Raw genomic sequence first — 22,972 nt, forward strand, 5'->3', positions numbered from 1 at the left:
GTCCATCCGGAAAGCGCCATGACCTCCTCCGTATTCACCGGCCTGACGCCCCAGGCCCCGGACTCCCTGCTGTCGCTGATCGGCCTGTATCGCCGCGACCCGCGCCCGGGGAAGATCGATCTGGGCGTCGGCGTATTCCGCGACGACCACGGCGCGACGCCGGTGCTGGAGGCGGTGAAGGCCGCCGAGCGGATCCTGCTGAACACGCAAACCACCAAGTCCTACCTTGGTCCGGAGGGCGACATCGGTTTCCTGGACCTGCTGAAGCCGATCATCTTCGGTGATGCGGTCGACCACGAGGTGTTCGGCGTGCAGACGCCCGGCGGCACCGGCGCGGTGCGCCTGGCCTGCGAGCTGCTGAAGGCCGCCAAGCCGGACATCCGCATGTTCATCGGCGCGGCGACCTGGCCCAACCACACCCAGATCCTGGACCAGCTGGGCATCGAGACCGTCACCTTCCGCCACTACGACCAGCGCGCCCAGCGCATCGGCTTCGACGACATGATGGCGGCGCTGGAGACGGCGAGGGCCGGCGACGCGGTGCTGCTGCACGCCTGCTGTCACAACCCGTCGGGCGCCGACTACAGCCTGGAGCAATGGGCGGCGGTCGCCGCGCTGGTGGCCCGCAAGGGGATCATGCCGCTGATAGACCTGGCCTATCAGGGCCTGGGCCTTGGGCTCGAGGAGGACGCGGCGGGCATGCGCCTCGTTCTGGCCGCGGCCGAGGATGGCCTGCTGGCCTATTCCTGCGACAAGAATTTCGGCCTCTATCGCGAGCGGGTCGGTGCGCTCTACACCCTGACCCGCGATGCGGCGACCCTGGATCTGGCGGCCAGCAACATCCGGGCCCTGGCGCGCACGAACTGGTCGATGCCGCCGGATCATGGCGCCGCCACGGTGCGTATCATCCTGGAATCCGAAGCCCTGACCACGCTCTGGAGGTCCGAACTGGACGCCATGCGCGCCCGCGTGGCCGACCTGCGCCAGCGTCTGGCGACGGCGGTTCCGCTGCTGGCGCCGCTGGCCGGACAGCACGGCCTGTTCGCCCTGCTGCCGCTGTCGCCGGTCCAGGTGGCGAAGCTGCGTGAAGATCACGCGATCTACATGGCGGGATCCGGCCGCATCAATCTGGCCGGCCTGACCGTTGAGACCAACGACACATTCGCGCGGGCGCTGAACGCCTGCCTGCAGGGAGAGCCCGCATGACTCAAGTCACTCAAGAGAACCCCCTGGGCCTCGACGGCTTCGTCTTCGTCGAGTTCACCAGCCCCGAACCGGCCGCCATGAAGGCGCTGTTCGAGCAGATGGGCTTCGTCGCCGCCTCGACCCACCCGACCAAGGCCGTGACCCGCTACAAGCAGGGCCGCGTCAACCTGCTGGTCAATGACGAGGCGACCGGCCAGGTGGCCGCGTTCCGCGCCGCCCACGGCCCGTCGGCCAACGGCATGGCGTTCGGCGTCGCCGACGTGGAGCAGGCCTATGCCGAGGCCCTGAAGCGCGGCGCCGTGGCGGCCGACGCCTCGGCCACGGTGCTGGGCGAGGGCTCGCGGGTGCTGGAAGGCATCGGCGGCTCGATGCTCTATCTGGTCGAAGGCGCGGACGCGGTGTTCGCCGGCTGGACCCCGGTGGCCGGCGCGGCGGAGGCCGAAGCGGCCAATAATGTCGGCCTCGACCTGCTCGACCACCTGACCCACAACGTCAAGCGCGGCCAGATGCGCACTTGGTCGACCTTCTATCGCGACGTGTTCGGCTTCGAGGAGCAGAAGTATTTCGACATCAAGGGCCAGGCGACGGGCCTGTTCAGCCAGGCGATGATCGCGCCCGACAAGGCCATCCGCATCCCGCTGAACGAGAGCCAGGACGACAAGAGCCAGATCGAGGAGTTCATCCGCCAGTACAACGGCGAGGGCATCCAGCACCTGGCCCTGACCACGGACAATATCTACGACACCGTCGAGAAGCTGCGCGCCCGGGGCGTCAAGCTGCAGGACACCATCGAGACCTATTACGAACTGGTCGACAAGCGCGTGCCCGGCCACGGCGAGGATCTGGAGCGCCTGAAGAAGAATCGCATTCTGCTGGACGGCAATGTCGGCGAGGAAGGCTTGCTGCTGCAGATCTTCACCGAGAACCTGTTCGGCCCGATCTTCTTCGAGATCATCCAGCGCAAGGGCAACCAGGGCTTCGGCAACGGCAACTTCCAGGCCCTGTTCGAGAGCATCGAGCTGGACCAGATCCGCCGTGGGGTGATCACGGTGGAGGCTTGAGCCTAGGGCTCGAAATTACCCTTCGTTGTCGTCCCGGCCGAAGCGTAGCGTAGAGCCGGGACCCAGGGGCGACCGCAGTGCGCCGGCCCCTGGGTCCCGGATCGCCCTTTCAGGGCGTCCGGGATGACAAGAAAATTGGGTTCGGAACGCACATGGACCTCCGCTACCAAACCGGCTTCGGCGCCCACTTCGCGACCGAGGCCGTGGCCGGCGCGCTGCCGGTAGGCCAGAACTCGCCGCAGCGCGTGCCGTTCGGTCTCTATGCCGAGCAGCTGTCCGGCACGGCCTTCACCGCGCCGCGCCACGAGAACAAGCGCAGCTGGCTCTACCGCCTGCGGCCCAGCGCCGGGCATGGGCCGTACGCGCCCTACGCTCAGGAAAAGCTGGTCTCGGTCTTCCACGGCCCGGTGACGCCGAACCGTCTGCGCTGGAGCCCGCTGGAGATCCCCGCCGCCTCGACCGACTTCGTCGATGGCCTGGTCACCCTGGCCGGCAACGCCGACGCGGCGACGCTGAACGGCATCGGCGTGCACCTCTATCTCGCCAATACGTCGATGAAGAACCGCGTGTTCTACGACGCCGACGGCGAGCTCTTGATCGTGCCGCAGCAGGGCGTGCTGACCCTGGTCACCGAGATGGGCGTGCTGACGGTTGGCCCCGGCCAGATCGCGGTGATCCCGCGCGGCGTGCGGTTCCGCGTCGAGGTCGACGGCCCCTCGCGCGGCTATGTCTGCGAGAACTACGGCGCGGCGTTCAAGCTGCCGGACCTGGGGCCGATCGGCTCCAACGGCCTGGCCAATCCACGCGACTTCGAGACGCCCGTGGCGGCGTTCGAGGACGTCGACGAACCGACTTTGGTGATCCAGAAGTTCCAGGGATCGCTGTGGGCCGCCGAGTGGGGCCACAGCCCGCTGGACGTCGTGGCCTGGCACGGCAATCTCGCGCCTTACCGCTACGACCTGTCGCGCTTCAACACGATCAACACCGTCAGCTTCGACCATCCCGATCCGTCGATCTTCACGGTCCTGACCTCGCCTAGCGACACGGCGGGGACGGCCAATTGCGACTTCGTGATCTTCCCGCCGCGCTGGATGGTGGCCGAGCACACGTTCCGCCCGCCCTGGTTCCACCGCAACGTGATGAGCGAGTTCATGGGCCTGGTCCACGGCGCCTATGACGCCAAGGAGGGCGGCTTCTCGCCGGGCGGGTCGAGCCTGCACAACTGCATGAGCGATCACGGGCCCGACGTCGCCAGCCACAGCAAGGCGACCGAGGCCGAGCTGGGGCCCCACAAGATCGACGGAACCATGGCCTTCATGTTCGAAAGCCGCTGGGTGATCCGGCCGACGAAGTTCGCTCTGGAGACTTCCGCGCTTCAGGGTGACTATGACGCCTGCTGGACGGGCTTCCCCAAGGCCAAGCTGCCTTAGGAACGATGCCTGTCGTAACTAGAAGAAACAAGGAAGCGCCCATGAAGCTCGCGTCTCTCAAGGGCGGCCGTGACGGCCGGCTTGTGGTGGTCTCCAACGACCTGGCCTGGTTCACTGACGCCGGGACCATCGCGCCGACGCTGCAGGCCGCGCTGGACGACTGGGCGCGTTGCGGGCCGATGCTGCAAGGGCTGGCCGACAGCCTCGAGCACGGTTCGGTGCCGAAGGAGCGCTTCCACGAACACGACGCCCTGAGCCCGCTGCCGCGCGCGTTCCAGTGGGTCGACGGCTCGGCCTATGTGAACCACGTGCAGCTGGTGCGGCAGGCGCGCGGCGCCGAAATGCCCGAGAGCTTCTGGACCGATCCCCTGATGTACCAGGGCGCGTCGGACGGCTTCCTGGCCCCGCGCGACACCATCCCCCTGGCCGACGCCAGCTGGGGCTGCGACCTGGAAGGCGAGATCGCGGTGATCGTCGATGACGTGCCGCTGGGCGCGACCCGCGAGGAGGCCCTGGCCGCCATCCGCCTGGTCATGCTCTGCAACGACGTCTCGCTGCGCAACCTGATCCCGGCCGAACTGGCCAAGGGTTTCGGCTTCGTCCAGTCCAAGCCCGCCAGCGCCTTCTCGCCGGTGGCGGTGTCGCCTGACGCGCTGGGCGAGGCCTGGAAGGACGGCAAGCTGCATGGCGCCCTGCTGGTCGAGTTGGACGGCAAGGACTTTGGCCGCGCCGACGCCGGCGTCGACATGACCTTCGACTTCGGGACCCTGGTCGCCCACGCCGCCAAGACCCGGTCGTTGAGCGCCGGCACGATCATAGGCTCGGGCACCGTGTCGAACCGTGGCGAGGACGGCGGTCCCGGCAAGCCGATCAGCGAGGGCGGCCTGGGCTATTCGTGCCTCGCCGAACTGCGCACGGTCGAGACCATCCTGACCGGCGCGCCGAAGACGCCATTCCTGCTGGGCGACGACACCATCCGCATCGAGATGAAGGACGCCAAGGGCCACTCGATCTTCGGCGCCATCGAGCAGACGGTCGAGCGGGTTTGAACGAAGAGACGGCCGCCGCGCCCGTAGGCCGCATCTGGGAAACGCGGGCCGGGATCAATCTCGGCCCGCTGGACCTGATCGCCGATGGGGCGGCGCGAAACTATGTGCTGCAGATCGGCGACAGGCGCTTCCACGGCTTCGTGGTGCGCCGGGGCGAGGCGGTGTTCGGCTATGTCGACCACTGCCCCCACGCCGGCCTGCCGTTGGCTCAGAAACTGGACCAGTACCTCACGCTGGACGGCGGCCTGATCGCCTGCTCCTGGCACGGGGCGGTGTTCACGGTGGAAGAGGGGGCCTGCGTCGGCGGCCCGTGCGTCGGCGCCAGGCTGTCGCCCTGGCCGGTCGAAGCGCGCGAGGGGCGGATCGTCACGGCCTGAGGGTTAACCCTGTTTGGTCAGGTCCGCTTAAGGCTTGCCGACCAGATTGCCTTCGATCCCGAGAGGAACTCGACGTGCAGGTTTCCGCCGCCAACGCCGCCCAATATACGCCACGTCCGGCGGCTTCGAGCCAAGCCGCCGCAGCGATCGTCGACCTGACCCAGCTGGCGGTGGCCCAGACCAACGCCAAGGCGACCGCCGCGGCCGGCGCGGCGCTGAGCCAGGCCACCGGCGAACTGACGGGCGTGCTGGTCAATATCTCGGCCTAAACCGAGCTCCAGACAAAAGAACGGCCGCCTTCCAGGAGAAGAAGGCGGCCGAGTCATTGGGAGGAAACGCCCGAAAGGGCTGATTTCCATATAGCCGTTTGAAACGCGCTTGACAACGTTGTCACGAAATTAATTTCGCGTAGCGATGAAATTGAAGCGCTCGGGCTGGCCCTACTTCTTCTTGGCCGCCTGGACCTCGATCTCGACCAGCATGCCGTCGGCCACCAGCGAGGTGATCTGGCTGGTGATGCGCGAGGGCTTGTTGGGCTGGGTCGCGGTGCCGAAGTAGGTCTTGTAGCCCTCCATCATGCCGGCGAAGTCCATCTTGCCGCCCTTGGCCGGATCGCCGACCAGCAGGACGCGCATCATCACGACGTCGGCCATGGTCGCGCCCTGCGTCTTCAGGGCGGTCTCGATGCGGCCCAGCACGCCCAGGGTCTGGGTCTTGGTGTCGCCGTACTTGGCCACGCCCGTGGCCTTCTCGTCGATGACCGGCGGGGTCATGCCGCTGACATAGATGGTGTCATAGCCGGCCGGCACGGTGACGACACTGGCGATGGCCGACTTGGAATCGCCGCCTCGGACGATCTCCTGAGCATGGGCGGCGCCGGCGAGCGCGGCGATGCCGGCGGCGAGGGCGATGAGGCGTTTCATGAGGTCTCTCCCTGTGGAATTGAAACATTGGCGCGTGACGGGCGCCGAAACCGGTATCCACTTTCGGCTGTCACGCTTCGGTTAGTGAGCCTGCAGGCCGCGCGCCTTGGCGGCGGCCTTGGCGGCGTTGCGGGCGGCCGCGACGTCGACGGGCTTGATGGCCGAGGCCTTGTTGCCCCACGACGAGCGGACATAGGTCAGGATAGCCGCCAGGTCGGCGTCGGTCAGGTCGTCCTTGAAGGCCGGCATGCCCGCGCGGCCATTCAACACCGTGGTCATGACGATCTTCGGATCGCCCTGCACCAGCGGCGAGCCGGCCAGGGGCGGAAAGGCGCCCTTGACGCCCTTGCCGGTGGCCTGGTGACAGGCCGAGCAGTTGTCCATGAACTGCGATTGCGGCGTGGCGGCCGAGGCGAGCGCCGGCGCGGCGATCGCCGCGAACAGCGCCGGGGCGGCGAAACGGAGAGCTTTGATCATCATCTTTTCTGGTCTCAGGCTTGCGACACGCGGGCGTGGATCTTGCCGATCTGCTGCCAGGCGGATTCGATGGCCCCGGCCTGCCAACCGCCCAGATAGCTGAGGTGCTCGCCGGCCAGGTACAGGCGTCCGTCCGGCTCGCACAGCGTCGGATAGCTGTTCTTGCGGCCGCCTTCGCCCCATTCGGCCCAGCCACCCAGATTGTACTCGGCCAGGTGCCAGCTGAAGGAGAAGGCGTTGTCGAAGTTCTCGGCGTATTCCGGGAAGATCTTCTGGCCGGCCGCCACGGCGAAGGCGGCGCGCTCGGCCGGTGTCTTGGCGCTGATCCTCGCCGCCTCGCCGCCAAACGCATAGTAGCCCAGCAGCACGCCCTTCTGCCCCTGCCAGCCGTAGGAGGGCAGGGTGATCGAGTTGATCCCGGCGATGTCGTTGTAGATGTGACCGCCGTAGATGTGGTGGTTGTCCTCCCAGAAGCGGCTCTTCATCTGGAGGCCGATCTTGTTGACCGGCGCATAGGCCACGCCCTCCATCGCCGCCTTGAACGGGGCCGAGGCGTCTAGGTCGATCTGCTTCAGCACGCTGAGCGGGATGGTGCACAGGCAGTAGTCGGCGGTGACCTCGGCCTTCTTGCCGTCGGCGCCCTTGTACGAGACCGTGACGCCGGTGGGCGACTGCTTGATCTTCTCGACAACCGCCCCGTAGCGGATCATCGACCCGACCTGCTTCTCGAAGGCCTTGGCGATCTGGTCCATGCCGCCGATCGGCTGCAGCATGGTGCGCTGCTGCTCGTAGCCGGTGACCGAGCTCAGCACCCGCCAGGCGTTGCTGTCGAGCACATCCTTGAAGGCGAAGGGCGGCAATTCCTTGCCAGGGCCGGGATCGACGCCGGCGCCGGGATGGACGGAGAAGCCGCGCCCTTCGGTGCCCTTGTAGGCGAGGTCCTTGGACAGCCGGCCTTCGGTGACGAGGTAGGAGACGAACTTCTCGCGATCGATGCCGGTCAGCGGCGCGTCGAGCTGGCCCTGGCTTGCGGCCTTGGCGACCAGTTCGGCGGTGTAGCCGCGGATGTCGGCGGCGATCTCGCCCTTGCGCACGGGCTTGCCGGCCAGCGGTCCCGTCGCCTTCTCGAAATAGACGTAGGAGGCGTCGTTGTCGTTGACGAAGCTTTCCAGCGGCACGCCGAACTTCTTGGTGTAGTGCAGGGTCGAGCGGTGGTGGTACGGGATCCGCCACGGGCCGTGGTTGATGTACTGGCCCTCGTCGAACTCGCAGGTCTGCTCATGGCCGATCAGGTCGGTGTGCTTGAAGCCCTTACGGGCGGTCTGGCAGCGGCCGCCGGCGAAGGAGCGGGCCTCAAGCACCTGCACCTGGTAGCCGGCCTTGCTCAGTTCGTAGGCGGCGGTCATGCCCGCCAGGCCCGCGCCCAGGATGACGATCTTGGTGTTCTTGGCCCCGCCGGTCAGTTCGGGCGGCAGCTCGGTGGCCGAGGCCATGCCGTAGCCCAGCGCCTCCATGCCCGATAAAACCAGCGACATGCCGCCGACCGCGGCCAGGCTTTCGAAGAACCGACGACGTGTAAGCACGCCACCCGACAAAGACGCGTCCAATCCACTCATAACCAACCCCGCCCGTTCGTTGTCGGTCGGCGCCCTGGGGCGTCGAACTCGAGGCCGGCGGGCCCTGCCGCGCCGGAACGCCGCCATCTCGAAATTACGGCCTCGCTGGCGCAATCCGTTTTCAGTCGAGACGGAGACTGACATGTTAGTCGCCTCGCCATTGGGCGCCTGAGGCGGTCGATGAGCGATCGGTGGGCGAGGGAACAACATTGTCCGACGTCATGCCGAATCCCTATTTTCCGAGACCCCGGCCGCGCCGTGATGGAGACGTGATGAATTCGTCCAAACCTAGCCTTCGCCTGCGTCTGGCGCGTCCCGAGGACATGCCGGTGATGTCCGCCCTGATGGACCGCGCGATCGGCGAACTGTTGGGGGCGTTCCTGCCGCCAGAGGGTGTGAAAGCCTCGTTCGAGATCATGGGCCTGGACACCCAGCTGATCGCCGACGGCACATATTTTGTCGTGGAGGATGGCGACGCGATCGCCGGTTGCGGCGGCTGGAGCCGGCGCGCCACCCTGTTCGGCGGCGACCACTCGGCGGGGCGCGACGCGGCCTTTCTGGATCCGAAGACCGACGCGGCGCGGGTGCGGGCGATGTACACCCACCCTGACCATACGCGCAAAGGCGTCGGTCGGCTGATCCTTGACGCCTGCGAGGCCGCGGCCCGCGCCGAGGGCTTCAGCCGTGTGGAGATGGCCGCCACCATGGGCGGCGCGCCCCTGTACCGTGCGTGCGGCTACCATGAGATCGAGCCGTTCGAGGCCGTGACCTCGACGGGCTATCGCGTGCCGCTGATCCGGATGGGCAAGGCGCTGTGAGGCGGCGCTAGGCTCGCCGCAAGCAAAAGGGGCGGACCTTTCGGCCCGCCCCCTCACGTTTCAGTCTCAGCCCCAGCCTTAGAAGGCGTAGGTCAGTCGGCCGTAGTAGTAGCCGCCGTTGATGCCGTACGGCGAGAAGCCGGGGTACTGGGTCACGCAGCCGCCGCCCGAGGCGACGCAGGCGGTCTGGAACGCGGCCGTGAGCTTGTCCGGATACTTGTTGAACAGGTTGTTGGCCCCGATCGCGGCGGTGACGCCGACCGGGAACTTGTACGAGAGCTCGGCGTCGGTGATCGCCGCGCTGCTGGCCACGGTGTTCAGCAGCGGACCGGTGCCCGGGTCGGACAGGGCCGAGGCCTTGCCATAGAAGGTCTCGGTCAGCGACAGCGACAGCTTGCCGAAGGTGTAGAGGCCGTTGAGGCCGATCTTGTACTTCGGCGCGGCCTTTTCGAGCAGCGAGGCGGCGTTGCCGGCGAACAGGACCTGACCCGACGGGAAGGCGGTGCTGGGGGTCGCCAGGGCGGTCGGCGCGGCCTTGACCTTGGTGATCTTGGTCTTGTTGAAGTTGCCCGACAGCGTCCAGTCGATGCGGCCCATGCCGCCCAGGTCGGTCGGATAGGCGACCACGAAGTCCAGGCCCCGGGTGCGGGTGTCCAGACCGTTCGAGAAGATGTTGATGCCGGTGCTGGCCACCGTGCTGTCCAGCACGTTGCCGTTGGCGGCGATCGCGGCGTTGACGTTGGCGTTGACCACGACGCCGTTGCGCAGGCCGTAGACCGAGCTGGAACCGAAGATGCGGTTCTTCAGGTTGATCTGGTAGGCGTCGATCGTCGCCGTCATCTTCGGGATCGGATGGGCCACGATGCCGAGGCTGTAGTTCTTCGACTTCTCGGGCTTCAGCGCGTCGATACCCAGCAGGCGCGCGGCCGCCGAGTTCGGCGCCAGTTGCACAAAGGCGCTGGTCGGCGAGACGTTGGTGGCCGAGTAGTAGGATTCCGCCAGGGTCGGGGCGCGGAAACCGGTCGAGGCCGTGCCGCGCAGGGCGAACATTTCGTTGAAGTCATAGCGGCTGGTCAGCTTGACGACGGTGGTGTCGCCGAAGTCGCTGAACTTCTCGTAGCGGACGGCCGCGTCAATCTTCCACTCCGGAACCGGCGTGGCGGCGACGTCGCCGTACAGCGCCCAACTGGTGCGGGCGTGGCCGCCGGCGTCGGTGCTCTGGAAGCCCGGATAGGACTGCGAGCCTTCCTTGTAGGTCGAGGCGGCGTCGCCTTGGCCGATGCGGTAGGTGTCGCGGCGCTGCTCGTAGCCGACGGCGACGTCCAGTGGGGCCGAGAAGCCGACGTCGAAGCCGCGGCGCAGGTCGATATTGTTGGTCCACTGGGTGGTGCGCCAGCTGCCGGCGTGGAACGAGGTCGGGGTGAAGCCCTTGGTCGTCAGGGTCGAGGTGTCGGCATAGAGGCTGGCGTTGGCCGAGTCCTCGACGCGAACCTCGATGTCGTCCTTGCCGTAGGTCGACGAGACGTCGAGATCCCAGCCCACCAGTTTGCCCGAGACGCCCAGAGTCATGGCGTAGTCGTCTTCGATGATGCGCTCGCGTGGGCTGAAGCCCAGCGGGAAGGGCCGGTCGGCCGCGCCCATCTTGCCCTGGATGCGGTTGTAGCGGCGATAGTTCTCGTAGGCCGAGGCGTCCTTGTGGCCCAAGGTGCCGAACGAATAGACCTCGAAGTCGGCCGGCAGTTCGACGCCGGCGTTGAAGACCAGGTTGTTCAGGCGGTACTCGGCGTCGCCCGAGATCAGGTTCAGGTTCGGATAGCCCGGGATCTTGCTTTCGACGGCGTTGTTGGCGGCCGAATAGCTGGGGCTGGCCGGGTTGAAGGCGCGCTGATCGGGCAGGCCGCGGTTGGAGAAGCCGTGGTATTTGCTCTCGACCGTCAGGTTCAGATAGCTGTTTTCGGTCGGCGCCATGCCGATATTGATCGAGCCGCCGGCAGTCTTGCCGCCGCCGTCGAAGTATTCGCCGCCCGTGGCCGAGATCGAGCCGCCCGACGGGTTCTTCTTCAGGATGATGTTGACGACGCCGGCGATGGCGTCGGTGCCGTACTGGGCGGCGGCGCCATCCGTCAGCACCTCGATGCGGCCGATGCCGGCCATTGGGATGAAGCCCAGGTCCGCCGCGGCGGCGCCTTGATAGACGCCCGACAGAACGGCGAGGTTGCCGGTGGTGTGGCGGCGCTTGCCGTTGACCAGCACCAGGGCCTGGTTAGGCGAAAGGCCACGCAGACGGGCCGAGAGGGTCAGGTTGGCGGTGTCGCCGCCGAACGCCTGGGCGTTGAACGACGGAACCAGATTGGCGAGGCCAAGGCGCAGGTCGACCGCGCCGGTGCGCTCCAGCGTGCTGGTGTCGACCACCTGGACGGGGGCGGGACTGTCGATGACGCGCAGGCCCGTCTGGCGCGTGCCGGTGACGATGATGGTGTCGACTTCAGTCTGGTCCGGCGCCTTGTCGGCGGCGTCAGCGGCATATGCCGTTAAAGAGTATCCCAAAGTAACCGATAGCGCAGAAATACCCGCCAACAAGGCAGGTTTGAAACGCCGAGTCATTAATAGCCCCCTCTTTGTCTTTATGGACGCGTGATGAATCCCTTCTCCACGACGTTTTTCTCCCCGTTTTTATGATTTTTGACGCGGGTACTAAAAATATATCGGGTACTATCCGATCTATTCATGGGGATCCAAGTTGACGATTTCGGCAATGGCGCGCCGAAATAAATCGGCAACACGAAGGCCGGCGCCCTGTGGGCGCCGTTTTGCGCGGCGGCGGATCACGGATTTTGAGCAGATAGGCGCCGCTTTTCCGCACGCGGAGGCGGTGGAGGGGGCGGACGGCGCGGTCTGGTTCAGGCGACGAGGCGCATCGGCTCGGCCATTTCGTCGGTCTCTTCGGTCTCGAACAGGTCGAAAGCCTCTTCCCAGGCGGACATCCGAGAATCGCGCAGCTCCGCGTCGTCGGTAATGCGGACGATCTGATCCTCGCGATCGTTCCACACCAGGCCGATGTCAGTGACCCGCTCGGCGTCGCGGCCCAGCAGCAGGAAGATGTCGGCCCGCGCCGCGCGCTCATGGCTGATCCGGCGCAGGGTGCGGCCGCCGCCCAGGTCGCGATGGATGTCGGCGAAGTCGAGCACGGCCGAGATCATGGCCTGGTTCACGGGCGCGACGGTCCAAGGGGAGCAAGTAAAGCGCGACATTAGCTTCTCCAGTCTCGACATCCGCAGAATGTGCGGGCGTTGCGACAGAAACGGTCGTAAGCTGTGCGTCTGTTCGAGGAACGCATGAGACACGAAAAAGCGACGCGCCTGCTGGACTTGGCCCGCATGTTGGCGGGCTCGGCCGAAGGCCTGACCCTGGATGAGATGGCCCAGGCGCTGGATGTCGGGCGCCGAACCGCCGAGCGGATGCGCGACGCCGTCTGGGCCGCCTTCCCGCAGATGGAGGCGATCGACGATCCGCCGACCAAGCGCTTTCGCATCCCCTCGGGCCTGGACAGCCTGTTCCAGACTCCGACCGCCGAGGAGTTGGCGGCCCTGCGCACGGCGGCGGACTCATTGCGCGCCTCGGGCGCCGACAGCCGCGCGGCCTCGCTCTACGCCTTGGAGGCCAAGCTGCTGTCGGCCCTGCGCGGCTCGGCCCGCCGGCGGGTGGCCCCCGATGTCGAGGCCCTTGTCCAGGCCGAGATGATCGCGGTCCACGCCGGCCCGCGTCCTTTCGAGGAAGGGTCGGTGCTGGCGACCATCCGCACGGCGATCAAGGGTCTGTCGGCCCTGTCGTTCCGCTACGAGGGCGGCAGCACGCCGGGGCGGACCCGGGAGGTGACGCCGCTGGGTGTCCTGTTCGGCCGCAGCAACTACTTGGTGGCGCTTGAGGGCAAGGGCGGCAAGCCGCGCTCGTGGCGTCTGGACCGGATGAGCGACCTGAAGGCGCTGGACAAGCCCGCCCCGCCGCCCGAGGGCTTCTCCCTGCAGGCCTTCGCCGACGAGAGCTTCGGCATCTATCACGACGAGATCCAGGACGTGGTCCTGCGCATCACGCCAAAGGGGGCCGAGGACGCCCTGCGCTGGCGCTTTCACCCAACGCAGAAGGTGAGCCAGGAGGCGGACGGCTCGGTGACGGTCACCTTCCGCGCCGGCGGCATGCGCGAGCTGGCCTGGCACCTCTTTACCTGGGGCGACACCGTGGAGATCGTCGCGCCGCAGGTGCTGAAGGATAAGATGCTCGAAGAGCTTCGCGAGGCTGGTCGCGCCCACGGGGCGTGGTAGGGACGGGGCCATGAACTACCGCCACGCCTTCCACGCCGGCAACTTCGCCGACCTGCACAAGCACGCGATCCTGCTGGCCATGCTCTCGGCCCTGCAGGGGGAGAGCGAGGCGCTGACGGTGATCGACACCCACGCCGGGGCGGGGGGCTACGACCTCGGCGGCGAGATGGCGCGCCGCTCGGGCGAGGCGCAGGCGGGGATCTTCCGGCTGAAGGCGGCGAGCGACGCCCCGGCGGTGTTCGGCTCCCTGCTGAAGGCGGTCGCGCACATGAACGGCGGACGCGATGGCGATCTCTATCCCGGCTCGCCGCTGCTGATGGCCCGCGCCCTGCGCAAGGCCGACCGCTATGTCGGCTGCGAGCTGCGGCCCGACGACGTGGCGCTACTGCGCGAGAGCTTGGCGCCCTATGCCAACGCCCAGGTCCTGGAGGCCGATGGCTACGCCGCCGCCGTGAACCAGACCGGCAGGGGCGGGCGCGCCTTCGTGGTCATCGATCCGCCGTTCGAGCGGCCGGACGACTACCAGCGGATCGTGGCGACGACGCGCGACGTCCTGGCTCGCGCCCCCGACGTGGCCCTGGCCATCTGGCTGCCGATCAAGGATTTGGAGACCTTTGACGCCTTCCTGCGCGGGATGGAAACTGTCACCAACGACCTGCTAGTGGCGGAACTCCGCCTACGGCCGCTGACGGATCCCATGAAGATGAACGGCTGCGCGATGGTGATGGTCGGCGCGCCAGTCAGTGTCGAGGGCGCGGCCGGCGAGGCCGGCGACTGGATCGCCGTGCGGCTGGGCGAGGCCGGCGGCCGTTCGCGCGTCTGGCGGACGTGACGCGTAGCCAACCCAGCTTCGCCGAGGCCGTCCGTGTCTGGCTGAAGGTCGGGCTGCTGGGCTTCGGCGGTCCCGCCGGCCAGATCGCTCTGCTGCATCGGGAAGTCGTCGAAACCCGCGACTGGATCGACGACGACGAGTTCGCGCGCGCCTTGAGCTTCTGCATGCTGCTGCCCGGCCCCGAGGCCCAGCAACTGGCCACCTGGCTGGGCTGGCGGATTCACGGCGTTCGCGGCGGCGTGGCGGCGGGCCTGCTGTTCGTGCTGCCCGGACTGGCGGTCATGCTGGGTCTTTCGGCGCTCTATGTCGTCCATGGCCGCTCGGACTGGGCCGGGCCGGTGCTGCTGGGCCTGAAGGCGGCGGTGGTCGCCCTCGTTCTGCAGGCCCTGCTGAAGATCGGCCGGCGCACGATCAAGGACCGCGCCGTCGCCGCCGTCGCCGTCGCGGCCTTCGCGATGATGGCCTTTACGACCCTGCCGTTCCCGCTGGTGATCATCTGCGCCGGCGCCCTGGGCTGGCTGACGGCCAAGGGCGGGGAGGGGGCGGTTCCGCCGCCCGCCGCGCCGCCGAAGGGCCAGGCGAGGACGGCGCTGGCATGCCTGGCGCTATGGCTGGCCCCAATCGCCCTGGCTTGGTTGATCGCGCCGGGCTCCGTGCTGGCCTGGATGGGGCTGACCTTTGGCGGCCTGGCGGCGATCAGCTTCGGCGGCGCCTATGCGGCCTTGGCGTATATTGGTCAGACGGCCTCTGCGCTGGGCTGGCTGTCGGCGCCGCAGATGCTGGACGGCCTGGGCCTGGCCGAGACCACGCCGGGACCGCTGATCCTGGTCTTCGTATTCGTCGGCTTCGTCGGCGCCTTCCAGACCGCGCCGGTCGAGTGGGCCTGGGTCCTGGCCGTGCTGGGTGGACTGATGGCCGCCTGGACCACCTTCGCGCCGTCGTTCCTTTGGATCTTCGCCGGCGGGCCCCTGTTCGAGCGCTGGGGTCGGCGGCCCAGGCCCGCCCGCGCGCTCGCCATGATCTCGGCCGCCGCCGTCGGCGTGATCGGCCAGCTGGCCCTGTGGTTCGCCATCCACCTGCTGTTCCGTGGCGGCCAGACCATGGAGGTCGCGGGCCTGCTCAGCGTGATGCTGCCTGATCTTGGGAGCCTGAACGTCGCGGCCCTGGGTCTGACCGTCCTGGCCCTGGCGCTGACCTTCGCCACGCGCCTGCCGATGCTGGCCATGATCGCGGTCATGATCGCGGCGGGCGTGCTCTTGAAGATGGTTGGAGCAAGTTGACCTAAGGTTAGCATTTTTGCGCTTGCGAACGAATTTTCCGTGTTATGCTGCATTGCAATAGATCGTGATTGCCAGCCCAGCGGAGCGCGCCATGGTTTCGATCTTCAATTTCCTTCCCGACTACACGGCCGACAAGGCCGCGCCCGAGACAGCGCCTCGCCTGATGGTCGGCGCGGCCTCGCCGCTCTGGCTGATGTTCGGAGGCGCGGCCGCGGCCGGCGCCACCTATTGGTGGTGGGCCAATCGCTGGCGCGAGGCGGTCAATCTCGAGTCGCTGATGGCCCTGGCGCCCGAGCCCGTCGCCCTGCCGCTTGAGGCCGCGCCTGACGCGCCGCCTGAACCGGTGCTGGAAGCCATCGCCGAACCCGTCATCGAGGCCGTCGCCCTGGTGGCCGAGACCGTCGAAACCGCTCTCGACGCCACACAGGAAATCGTCGAGGCTGCCGTCGAGCCGATCGTCGAGGCCACGGTCGCCGCCAACGAGGACACCGCCGAGGCGGTATCTGAGCCGGTCGCGGCGGTCGAACCGCTCGTGGCCGAAGCCGCGGACGCCGTCGCCGAAGCCGTGGAGGCGGCGCCCGACGCCATCGTGGCCCCTCTCGACGACCTGACCAAGCTTGTCGGGGTAGGGCCCAAGCTGGCGGCCTCCCTGGCCGACTTGGGGGTGACCAAGTTCAGCCAGATCGCGGCCTGGACGCCGGACGAACTGGCCTCGTACGACCAACTGCTGAACCTGAAGGGCCGCGCCGAGCGCGAGGCCTGGATCGCCCAGGCCAAGCGCTTCTCGACGGACGCCTAGAGCCCGAACGCGGCCAGCAGCCGGTCCGCCGCCGCCGAGGCCGGAACCTCGCCGGCGCGTACGGCTGTCTCGAGTTCGGGGGCCAGGGCCGCGACGGCCGGGTCGGTCTTGAAGGCGTCTTCCAGCCGGTCGCGGACCATGGCCCACATCCAGCGGGCGTCCTGGTCGGCCCGGCGAGCGGCCCGCGCGCCGTTCGCGGTCATGATATCGCGATGACGCTGGATCTGCCGCCAGAGCACGTCGAGCCCCAGGCCCGTCAGGCCGGAGGCCGTCAGCACGGGTGGCGTCCAGTCCTGGTGGGCGGGCGTAAGAATGTGCAGGGCGTTGCGATAGTCGCGCGCCGAGCGCTCGGCCCGTTCCGGATCGGCGTCGGCCTTGTTGATCAGCAGCAGGTCGGCCAACTCGATCAGGCCCTTCTTGATGCCCTGCAGTTCGTCGCCGCCGCCGGGGATCAGCACGGCCAGGAAGATGTCGACCATGTCGGCCACCACCGTCTCGGATTGTCCGACGCCGACGGTCTCGACAATGACGATATCGAAGCCGGCCGCCTCGCACAGCAGCATGGCTTCGCGGGTCTTGCGCGCCACGCCGCCCAGGGCGCCGCCGGACGGTGAGGGGCGGATATAGGCGTTGGGCTGGACGCTGAGCCGTTCCATCCGGGTCTTGTCGCCGAGGATCGAGCCGCCATGGCGCCCGGACGACGGATCGACCGCCAGCACCGCCACCTTATGTCCGGCCTCGACGAGGTCGCAGCCGAAGCGCTCGATGGTCGTCGACTTGCCCGCGCCCGGCACGCCCGTGACGCCGATCCGCTGGGCGCGGCCGGTCAGGGGCATCAGGCGCGAGAGCAGGGCGCGCGCGGCGGTCTGGTGGTCGGTCCGGCGGCTCTCCACCAGTGTGATGGCGCGCGCCAGGGTGGCGCGGTCACCGGCGACCAGGCGCTGTTCCAGCGTGTCGATGTCGAGCTTGGAGGTCACGTCCCCGGATTAGAGGACGACGGCCGTCCCGGAAACCGAAACCATCATCATCTGGGCGTTGGGGCCGACGGTATTGTAGTCGAGGTCCACCGCCAGGATGGCGTTGGCGCCCACCTTTTCGGCTTCCTTGACGAGGGCCTTCATGGCGTCCTCGCGGGCGCGGGCGAGCACGCGTTCGTACGACTTGGAGTGGCCGCCGATGAAGTCGCGGATGGCCGCCATCAGGTCGAGCACGACGTTCGCGCCCAGGATCGACTGGGCGTAGATCGCGCCCTTGTACTCCTGGACAGGGTGGCCCTCGATGAACGGCGTGGTCGTGATCAGCATCCGGGAATCCTGGCGCATCGTAGGGTTAACTTAGGCGCAAACGCCGCCGTTCGCGAGGGGCTCCCCCGAAAAGCGGTGCTTTCCATCACGCCGTTCGCCCGGTGGGGGAATCTGGCGGGTCAGCCCTTCCTGTGCGGCCGGGCTTCGGGCAGATTGCCCGCGTTTACCGCGTCCGGAGCCGCCTGGTGATCTTCGCGAAATCGCATGTCGAACTGCACAACATCCGCAACAACGTGGAGCGGGTGAGGAAGCTGTCCGACAACGTCGTGGGCGTCGGCCCCCTGGGGATCGGCCTGGACGGCCTGCTGACCTGGATCCCGGGGGCGGGCGAGCTGTACAGCCTGGGCGCCGGCGGCCTGATCGTCTTCGACGCCGTGCGGGCTCGCGCCGCGCCGATGATCGTCATCCAGATCTGCGCCATCATCCTGATCGACACGGTCGCCGGCTCGATCCCCGTGGCGGGCAAGGCGATCGACGTGCTGTTCACCGGCCACAAGTGGTCGGCCGACATGCTGACCAAACATATGGACGACACGATCTATTTCGAGGGCTCGCGCAAGGACGTGCAGGGCACTCAGGAGTACCGGGACCTGCTGGCCCGCATCCAGGCGGGCAAGGAAAAGCGCCGGGTCGTTTTCCTGGGTTAGAAACTCAACACAACCATTGGCGGGACGGAGCGTTCAGGGAAGCATGACCGACGACATCTCCGTCTCGTCCGCCTATGCGGACAGCCATGCGGGCCGCCGCGCCAAGGCCCATCGCGCCTGGCGATCGGCGGAGAGCATCAAGCGCATCTCCGACCGGCTGATCGGCATCGGCCCCATCGGCCTGGGCCTGGACGGCGTGTTGGCCTGGGTGCCGGGCGCGGGCCTGGTCTACGGCCTGGGCGCGGGCGGCCTGTTGATGTTCCACGCCATCCAGGGCGGCGCATCGGCGGGGACCTTGCTACGCATGGGCGCCTATCTGGCGATCGACAACGTCTCGGACACCGTGCCGGGTCTGGGCTGGGCGATCGACACCCTGTTCCCCGGCCACCTGATGGCCGCCAAGGCGCTCCAGAAAGACATCGAGGGCCGCCACGGCCTGCCCGAGGAGATCGCCTTCGAGCGCTCGCAGAAGCGGCGCGGGCTGTTCGGCCGCAAGAAGGGCTAGCGGATAGGCGGCAGGTCGGCCAGGCGCAGAGAGACGCTGGGCAGGACCAGGGAGGTCACCGTATCCTCGGCGACATGACGCGCGACGTCACGATAGGCGCCGTCGATCGGATCGCGATGGATGGTGATCGTGTCGGTGTTTACGTCCACGACCCAATAGTCCCGCACACCGTGTTCAGCATAGAGCTCGGCCTTGAACGCGAGATCGCTTCGGATCGACGACTGAGCAACCTCGATGACGAGGCCGACATTCGTTCCATCCACGGCCCGTAGCGGAAGATCAGCGTCGTAGAGATAGAGGTCGGGATCCGGTGCATTGGTTGGCGAAAGCCGCAGCGTTGATTCCACCATCACCTGCACGGCCTCTCCGGCCGACAGAATGAAGCGCCTGGCGATCTGCATTTTTACACGTGAATGCAGGTCACCTTCAAAAGCCATCTCGACCAGAGCTCCATCGATCAACTCGACGCGAGCGCTCTCATCGAGGATGCCGGCCTCCTGCATGCGCAGCACATCGTCCAGCGTGAAGCGGTGCTGTTGCGAGGTCTCCAACGCTCGGACGAGGGCGTTCATGAGAGCTAGCGTACCATGCGGGCGACTACCCGCACAGCACTTCGCTAAGCCGCCGCCTGCGTGTAGCCCAGCTGGCGGTTCAACTTGTCCAGCAGCTCGATCGCCGCCTCGGCGATGACGGTGCCGGGCGGGAAGATCGCCGCCGCTCCCGCGTCGCGGAGGGCCTGGAAGTCCTGAGGCGGGATGACGCCGCCCACGACCATCAGGATGTCGTCGCGGCCCTGCTTTGCCAACTCCGCCTTCAGCTCCGGCGCCAGGGTCAGGTGGCCGGCGGCGAGGGAGCTGGCGCCCACGACATGGACGTCGTTCTCCACCGCCTGGCGGGCGGCCTCGGCGGGCGTCTGGAACAGCGGGCCGATGTCGACGTCGAAGCCGAGATCGGCGAAGGCCGTGGCGATGACCTTCTGACCCCGGTCGTGGCCGTCCTGGCCCATCTTGGCGATCAGAATGCGCGGGCGGCGACCATCGGCCTGCTCGAAGGCCTCGACCATGGCCTTGGCGCGGGCCGTCGTCGGATCGTTTCCGGCCTCCTTCATATAGACCCCCTGGATCGACTTGATCTCGGCGCGATGGCGGCCGAACACCTTCTCCATCGCCAGGCTGATCTCGCCGACCGTGGCCTTGGCGCGGGCCGCGTCGACGGCCAGCGCCAGCAGGTTGCCGGTCCCGCGCGCGCCGTCCTCCAGCGCCTTCAGGGCCCGTTCGGTCTCGGCCGGATCGCGCTCGGCCTTCAGGCGGGCCAGCTTCTCCAGCTGCTGGGCGCGAACCGAGCCGTTGTCGACCTTCAGCATCGGGATGTCGTCGGCGACCTCGGGCTTGTAGCGGTTGACGCCGACCACGCTCTGGCGATTGGCGTCGATGCGGGCCTGGGTCTTGGCGGCGGCCTCCTCGATGCGCAGCTTGGGGATGCCTTGCTCGATGGCCTTGGCCATGCCGCCGGCGGCCTCGACTTCCTCGATATGGGCCAGCGCCTTCTGAGCCAGTTCGTAGGTCAGGCGTTCGACGTAGTAGCTGCCGCCCCACGGGTCGGCGACGCGGGTCGTGCCGCTTTCCATCTGCAAAAAGAGCTGGGTGTTGCGGGCGATGCGGGCCGAGAAGTCGGTCGGCAGGGCCAGGGCCTCGTCCAGGGCGTTGGTGTGCAGGCTCTGGGTCTGGCCGTTCACGGCGGCCATGGCCTCGACGCAGGTGCGCGAGACGTTGTTGAACACGTCCTGCGCCGCCAGCGACCAGCCGGAGGTCTGGCTGTGGGTGCGCAAGCTGAGCGAGCGGTCGTCCTTCGGCTCGAACTCGCGCTTCATCAGGCGGGCCCAGAGCAGGCGCGCGGCCCGCATCTTCGCGACCTCCATGAAGTAGTTCATGCCGATCGCCCAGAAGAACGACAGGCGCGGCGCGAAGGTGTCGATGCTCATGCCCGCGGCGACGCCGGCCCGGGCGTATTCGACGCCGTCGGCCAGGGTGTAGGCCAGTTCCAGGTCGGCCGTCGCGCCGGCTTCCTGCATGTGATAGCCGCTGATCGAGATCGAGTTGAACTTGGGCATGTTCGCCGAGGTGTAGGCGAAGATGTCCGAGATGATCCGCATCGAGGGCGCGGGCGGATAGATGTAGGTGTTCCGCACCATGAACTCTTTGAGGATGTCGTTCTGGATCGTCCCCGACAGCTTGTCGGGCGTGACGCCCTGCTCCTCGGCCGCGACGATGTAGAGCGCCAGGATCGGCAGCACCGCGCCGTTCATGGTCATCGACACGCTCATCTTGTCGAGCGGGATGCCGGAAAACAGCGTGCGCATGTCCAGGATCGAGTCGATGGCCACCCCGGCCATGCCGACATCGCCCTTCACCCGCTCGTGGTCGCTGTCATAGCCGCGGTGGGTGGCCAGGTCGAAAGCCACCGACAGGCCCATCTGACCGGCCGCCAGATTGCGGCGGTAGAAGGCGTTGCTGTCCTCGGCGGTCGAGAAGCCCGCGTACTGTCGCACCGTCCAGGGGTTGGTCACGTACATGGTCGGGTAGGGGCCGCGCACATAGGGCGCGACGCCCGGATAGCCGCCCAGGAAGTCGAGGCCCGCCACGTCGTCGGCGTCGAACGCCGGGGCGACCGCGACGCCCTCGGGCGTGTTCCAGGCCGCGCCTTCCGGAGGGGGCGCCGAAGCGACCTCGGCGAAGTCGATCGTGGTGAAGTCCGGGAACTTGCTCATGACTTACGCTCCCTCGAACGCGGCGGCGAAGCGCACCGGCTTCAGGGCCGGGCAGTGGCTGTCTGGGCCGGGCAGGAGGACGTCGGGGCCGGCGACGGCGAAGGCGGCCGGATCGGGCGTCTCGACCTCCGGGACCTTGTCGTCGGCGTTGGGGAAGACCGTGACGCCCAGGATCTTGCGGGACTTATCGGCGAAGGCGGCTTCCTGCGCCGCCCGGGTCTTGGCCACCGCTTCGGCGACGAGGCCGCTTTCCAGCGCCTTGATGACTCCGCCGGCGCCTTCGATGGCCTGGAAGTATTCCCAGGCGGCGCGGGCCAACTGGTCGGTCAGGCTGTCCAGGTACCACGCTCCCCCGGCCGGATCGGCGACGCGGCCCAGATTGCTCTCTTCCATCAGCACCAGCTGGGTGTTGCGGGCCTGGCGGCGGGCGAAGGCGGTGGGCAGGCCGATGGCGTCGGTGAAGGCGTCCAGCAGGATCGCGTCGGCCCCGCCGACGGCTCCCGCGAAACCGGCCGAGGTCAGGCGCAGCAGGTTGGTCCAGGCGTCGGCCTTGGCCAGCATCCGGCGCGAGGAGCGGGCCTCGATCCTTGGCGGGACGCTGACGCCGCAGGCCTGGGTTAGTCGCGCCCACATCGCCTTGGCGGCGCGGACCTTGGCGACGCCGGTGAAATATTCCCCGTCGAGGCTGACGCCCAGCACGATGCGACCGAAGGCGTCCTCCAGGGTCAGACCCGAGCGCACCAGGGCCTTGGCGTAGGCCAGGGCCGCGGCGATCATCACGGCCAGTTCCTCGGTGTTCGAGCCGCCAGCCTCATGCGCGGCGCGGCCGGTGGCCAGGAACAGGCTGGCCTTGGCGTAGGTCCCGGCCAGGCGCGAGGCGACCGTGGCGGCGTTGAAGACGTGGCTCTCGATCGGGCCGGGGCTGACGCCGGCGACCGCGAAGGCGGTCAGGGGATCCAGGTGAAAGGCCAGCGGCGCGTTGGGCGCCGCCTTGGCCAGAGCGCCCAGCCAGTCGGCCGCTTTCGGGCCCAGGAAGCCGGCGTCCAGGGCGACGGGGGCCAGGTCCAGCAGCACGCCCGACAGCGCCCTGGCCAGGTCGTCCGCCGAGCCGACGGCGACGCCGTCCACGCCCGCGGGATCAAGCCGCAGCAGCACCGAGGCCGCGCCGCCCTCAAGGTCGACCATGATGTCCTTGGCCACGCGGGCCGGGTCGGGGTGAGCGGCGCGGGTGCGCAGGTCCCAGGGGCGCTCGGGATCACGCGCGCGCAGGTCGCGGGCCACGGCGACGCCGTCCTCGGCGGTGTACAGCGGCTGGATCGTCAGGCCGTCGGGCGTGTTGACGGTCAGGGCGTCGTCGAAACTCTGACCTTTCAAGGTCTTTTCGACCAGGGCCATCCAGCGAGCGCGGGTCGCCGCGTCGCCTTGGGCGCCAAATTCCTCGGCCAGGGGCGTCGTCGCGACGGTCAAAGCGTCTGTCTCCTGCGGTGCAGCATTTCTTGTCTTTTGAACGGTGATGCGCTCCTGCCCTTAGGGCCGTCAAGCCATGCGCCAAGTCTTCTCTT

The 22,972-nt window shown here is 67.9% G+C and carries 23 protein-coding genes and 1 pseudogene; 14 read left to right on the forward strand and 10 right to left on the reverse strand.

What is annotated here, in order from left to right; translation table 11 throughout:
- Positions 1 to 18: 18 nt before the first annotated feature.
- The 7 genes and pseudogenes from AC1RNC_RS18025 to AC1RNC_RS18055 all read left to right on the forward strand — a co-directional run bounded on the left by AC1RNC_RS18025 (position 19) and on the right by AC1RNC_RS18055 (position 5,392).
- Positions 19 to 1,206 (forward strand): amino acid aminotransferase, encoded by a 1,188-nt coding sequence (locus tag AC1RNC_RS18025; RefSeq protein WP_492887708.1) that lies wholly within the window; start codon positions 19 to 21, stop codon positions 1,204 to 1,206.
- Complete coding sequence (gene hppD / locus AC1RNC_RS18030) at positions 1,203 to 2,267, forward strand: 4-hydroxyphenylpyruvate dioxygenase (protein WP_492887709.1); 1,065 nt, start codon at positions 1,203 to 1,205, stop codon at positions 2,265 to 2,267. Before AC1RNC_RS18025 ends, hppD begins: the two co-directional genes overlap by 4 nt.
- Positions 2,264 to 2,395: pseudogene (locus tag AC1RNC_RS18035) on the forward strand (hypothetical protein); the annotation flags it as partial. The gene hppD and the pseudogene AC1RNC_RS18035, both read left to right, overlap by 4 nt.
- Before the next feature lie 24 nt (positions 2,396 to 2,419).
- A complete protein-coding gene (gene hmgA / locus AC1RNC_RS18040; RefSeq protein ID WP_492887949.1) occupies positions 2,420 to 3,697 on the forward strand; it encodes a homogentisate 1,2-dioxygenase in 1,278 nt (425 codons plus the stop codon).
- A 41-nt stretch (positions 3,698 to 3,738) separates the two neighbouring features.
- A complete protein-coding gene (locus AC1RNC_RS18045; protein WP_492887710.1) occupies positions 3,739 to 4,746 on the forward strand; it encodes a fumarylacetoacetate hydrolase family protein in 1,008 nt (335 codons plus the stop codon).
- On the forward strand, positions 4,743 to 5,123 hold the full coding sequence (locus tag AC1RNC_RS18050; RefSeq protein ID WP_492887711.1) for a Rieske (2Fe-2S) protein: 381 nt from the start codon (positions 4,743 to 4,745) through the stop codon (positions 5,121 to 5,123). The genes AC1RNC_RS18045 and AC1RNC_RS18050 overlap by 4 nt, the downstream gene beginning before the upstream one ends.
- A gap of 74 nt (positions 5,124 to 5,197) precedes the next feature.
- Entirely contained in the window at positions 5,198 to 5,392 is a 195-nt protein-coding gene (locus AC1RNC_RS18055; RefSeq protein WP_492887712.1) for a hypothetical protein, read from the forward strand.
- Between the two features lie 171 nt (positions 5,393 to 5,563).
- Here AC1RNC_RS18055 and AC1RNC_RS18060 read toward each other — a convergent pair whose 3' ends face one another.
- The 3 genes from AC1RNC_RS18060 to AC1RNC_RS18070 all read right to left on the reverse strand — a co-directional run bounded on the left by AC1RNC_RS18060 (position 5,564) and on the right by AC1RNC_RS18070 (position 8,139).
- Positions 5,564 to 6,046: a RidA family protein gene (locus AC1RNC_RS18060; RefSeq protein WP_492887713.1), complete on the reverse strand. Its 483-nt coding sequence runs from the start codon at positions 6,044 to 6,046 to the stop codon at positions 5,564 to 5,566.
- A gap of 81 nt (positions 6,047 to 6,127) precedes the next feature.
- Entirely contained in the window at positions 6,128 to 6,523 is a 396-nt protein-coding gene (locus tag AC1RNC_RS18065; RefSeq protein ID WP_492887714.1) for a c-type cytochrome, read from the reverse strand.
- A gap of 14 nt (positions 6,524 to 6,537) precedes the next feature.
- Complete coding sequence (locus AC1RNC_RS18070) at positions 6,538 to 8,139, reverse strand: flavin monoamine oxidase family protein (protein WP_492887715.1); 1,602 nt, start codon at positions 8,137 to 8,139, stop codon at positions 6,538 to 6,540.
- 272 nt (positions 8,140 to 8,411) lie between these two features.
- On the opposite strand from AC1RNC_RS18070, the gene AC1RNC_RS18075 reads away from it, so the two are divergent.
- Complete coding sequence (locus tag AC1RNC_RS18075) at positions 8,412 to 8,957, forward strand: GNAT family N-acetyltransferase (protein WP_492887716.1); 546 nt, start codon at positions 8,412 to 8,414, stop codon at positions 8,955 to 8,957.
- Between the two features lie 78 nt (positions 8,958 to 9,035).
- On the opposite strand, the gene AC1RNC_RS18080 is transcribed toward AC1RNC_RS18075, so the two are convergent.
- On the reverse strand, positions 9,036 to 11,504 hold the full coding sequence (locus tag AC1RNC_RS18080; RefSeq protein WP_492887717.1) for a TonB-dependent receptor plug domain-containing protein: 2,469 nt from the start codon (positions 11,502 to 11,504) through the stop codon (positions 9,036 to 9,038).
- A gap of 353 nt (positions 11,505 to 11,857) precedes the next feature.
- Positions 11,858 to 12,208 carry a hypothetical protein gene (locus AC1RNC_RS18085; protein WP_492837922.1) on the reverse strand — a complete coding sequence of 117 codons (351 nt, stop codon included), beginning with the start codon at positions 12,206 to 12,208 and terminating at the stop codon, positions 11,858 to 11,860.
- 84 nt (positions 12,209 to 12,292) lie between these two features.
- Here AC1RNC_RS18085 and AC1RNC_RS18090 point away from each other — a divergent pair, with 84 nt between their 5' ends.
- From AC1RNC_RS18090 to phaH, 4 genes are all read left to right on the forward strand, one after another.
- Positions 12,293 to 13,276 (forward strand): helix-turn-helix transcriptional regulator, encoded by a 984-nt coding sequence (locus tag AC1RNC_RS18090; RefSeq protein WP_492837923.1) that lies wholly within the window; start codon positions 12,293 to 12,295, stop codon positions 13,274 to 13,276.
- Positions 13,277 to 13,286: 10 nt separating this feature from the next.
- On the forward strand, positions 13,287 to 14,108 hold the full coding sequence (gene rlmJ, locus AC1RNC_RS18095) for a 23S rRNA (adenine(2030)-N(6))-methyltransferase RlmJ (RefSeq protein ID WP_492887718.1): 822 nt from the start codon (positions 13,287 to 13,289) through the stop codon (positions 14,106 to 14,108).
- A complete protein-coding gene (gene chrA, locus AC1RNC_RS18100; protein ID WP_492887719.1) occupies positions 14,105 to 15,388 on the forward strand; it encodes a chromate efflux transporter in 1,284 nt (427 codons plus the stop codon). Before rlmJ ends, chrA begins: the two co-directional genes overlap by 4 nt.
- A 91-nt stretch (positions 15,389 to 15,479) precedes the next feature.
- A complete protein-coding gene (gene phaH, locus AC1RNC_RS18105) occupies positions 15,480 to 16,187 on the forward strand; it encodes a phasin PhaH (protein ID WP_492887720.1) in 708 nt (235 codons plus the stop codon).
- On the opposite strand, the gene meaB is transcribed toward phaH, so the two are convergent.
- Both meaB and AC1RNC_RS18115 read right to left on the reverse strand, forming a co-directional pair.
- Positions 16,184 to 17,164, reverse strand: a complete 981-nt coding sequence (gene meaB, locus AC1RNC_RS18110; RefSeq protein ID WP_492887721.1) for a methylmalonyl Co-A mutase-associated GTPase MeaB — start codon at positions 17,162 to 17,164, stop codon at positions 16,184 to 16,186. The two genes, phaH and meaB, sit on opposite strands and share 4 nt — an antisense overlap.
- 9 nt (positions 17,165 to 17,173) lie before the next feature.
- Positions 17,174 to 17,491 (reverse strand): heavy metal-binding domain-containing protein, encoded by a 318-nt coding sequence (locus AC1RNC_RS18115; RefSeq protein WP_492103672.1) that lies wholly within the window; start codon positions 17,489 to 17,491, stop codon positions 17,174 to 17,176.
- 182 nt (positions 17,492 to 17,673) lie between these two features.
- Here AC1RNC_RS18115 and AC1RNC_RS18120 point away from each other — a divergent pair, with 182 nt between their 5' ends.
- Positions 17,674 to 18,138 (forward strand): DUF4112 domain-containing protein, encoded by a 465-nt coding sequence (locus AC1RNC_RS18120; RefSeq protein WP_492838075.1) that lies wholly within the window; start codon positions 17,674 to 17,676, stop codon positions 18,136 to 18,138.
- A gap of 43 nt (positions 18,139 to 18,181) precedes the next feature.
- On the forward strand, positions 18,182 to 18,643 hold the full coding sequence (locus AC1RNC_RS18125; RefSeq protein WP_492887722.1) for a DUF4112 domain-containing protein: 462 nt from the start codon (positions 18,182 to 18,184) through the stop codon (positions 18,641 to 18,643).
- On the opposite strand, the gene AC1RNC_RS18130 is transcribed toward AC1RNC_RS18125, so the two are convergent.
- Genes AC1RNC_RS18130 through AC1RNC_RS18140 form a run of 3 tightly spaced genes read right to left on the reverse strand, consistent with a single transcriptional unit; the run spans position 18,640 to position 22,805 of the window.
- Entirely contained in the window at positions 18,640 to 19,215 is a 576-nt protein-coding gene (locus tag AC1RNC_RS18130; RefSeq protein WP_492887723.1) for a Uma2 family endonuclease, read from the reverse strand. The genes AC1RNC_RS18125 and AC1RNC_RS18130 overlap by 4 nt on opposite strands.
- Before the next feature lie 44 nt (positions 19,216 to 19,259).
- Positions 19,260 to 21,410, reverse strand: coding sequence for a methylmalonyl-CoA mutase (gene scpA, locus AC1RNC_RS18135; protein ID WP_492887724.1), 2,151 nt, complete (start codon positions 21,408 to 21,410; stop codon positions 19,260 to 19,262).
- A gap of 3 nt (positions 21,411 to 21,413) precedes the next feature.
- Positions 21,414 to 22,805, reverse strand: a complete 1,392-nt coding sequence (locus AC1RNC_RS18140; RefSeq protein WP_492887950.1) for a methylmalonyl-CoA mutase family protein — start codon at positions 22,803 to 22,805, stop codon at positions 21,414 to 21,416.
- Positions 22,806 to 22,972: the final 167 nt, after the last annotated feature.

Source organism: Caulobacter sp. GW822-FHT01G02 (assembly GCF_058802865.1).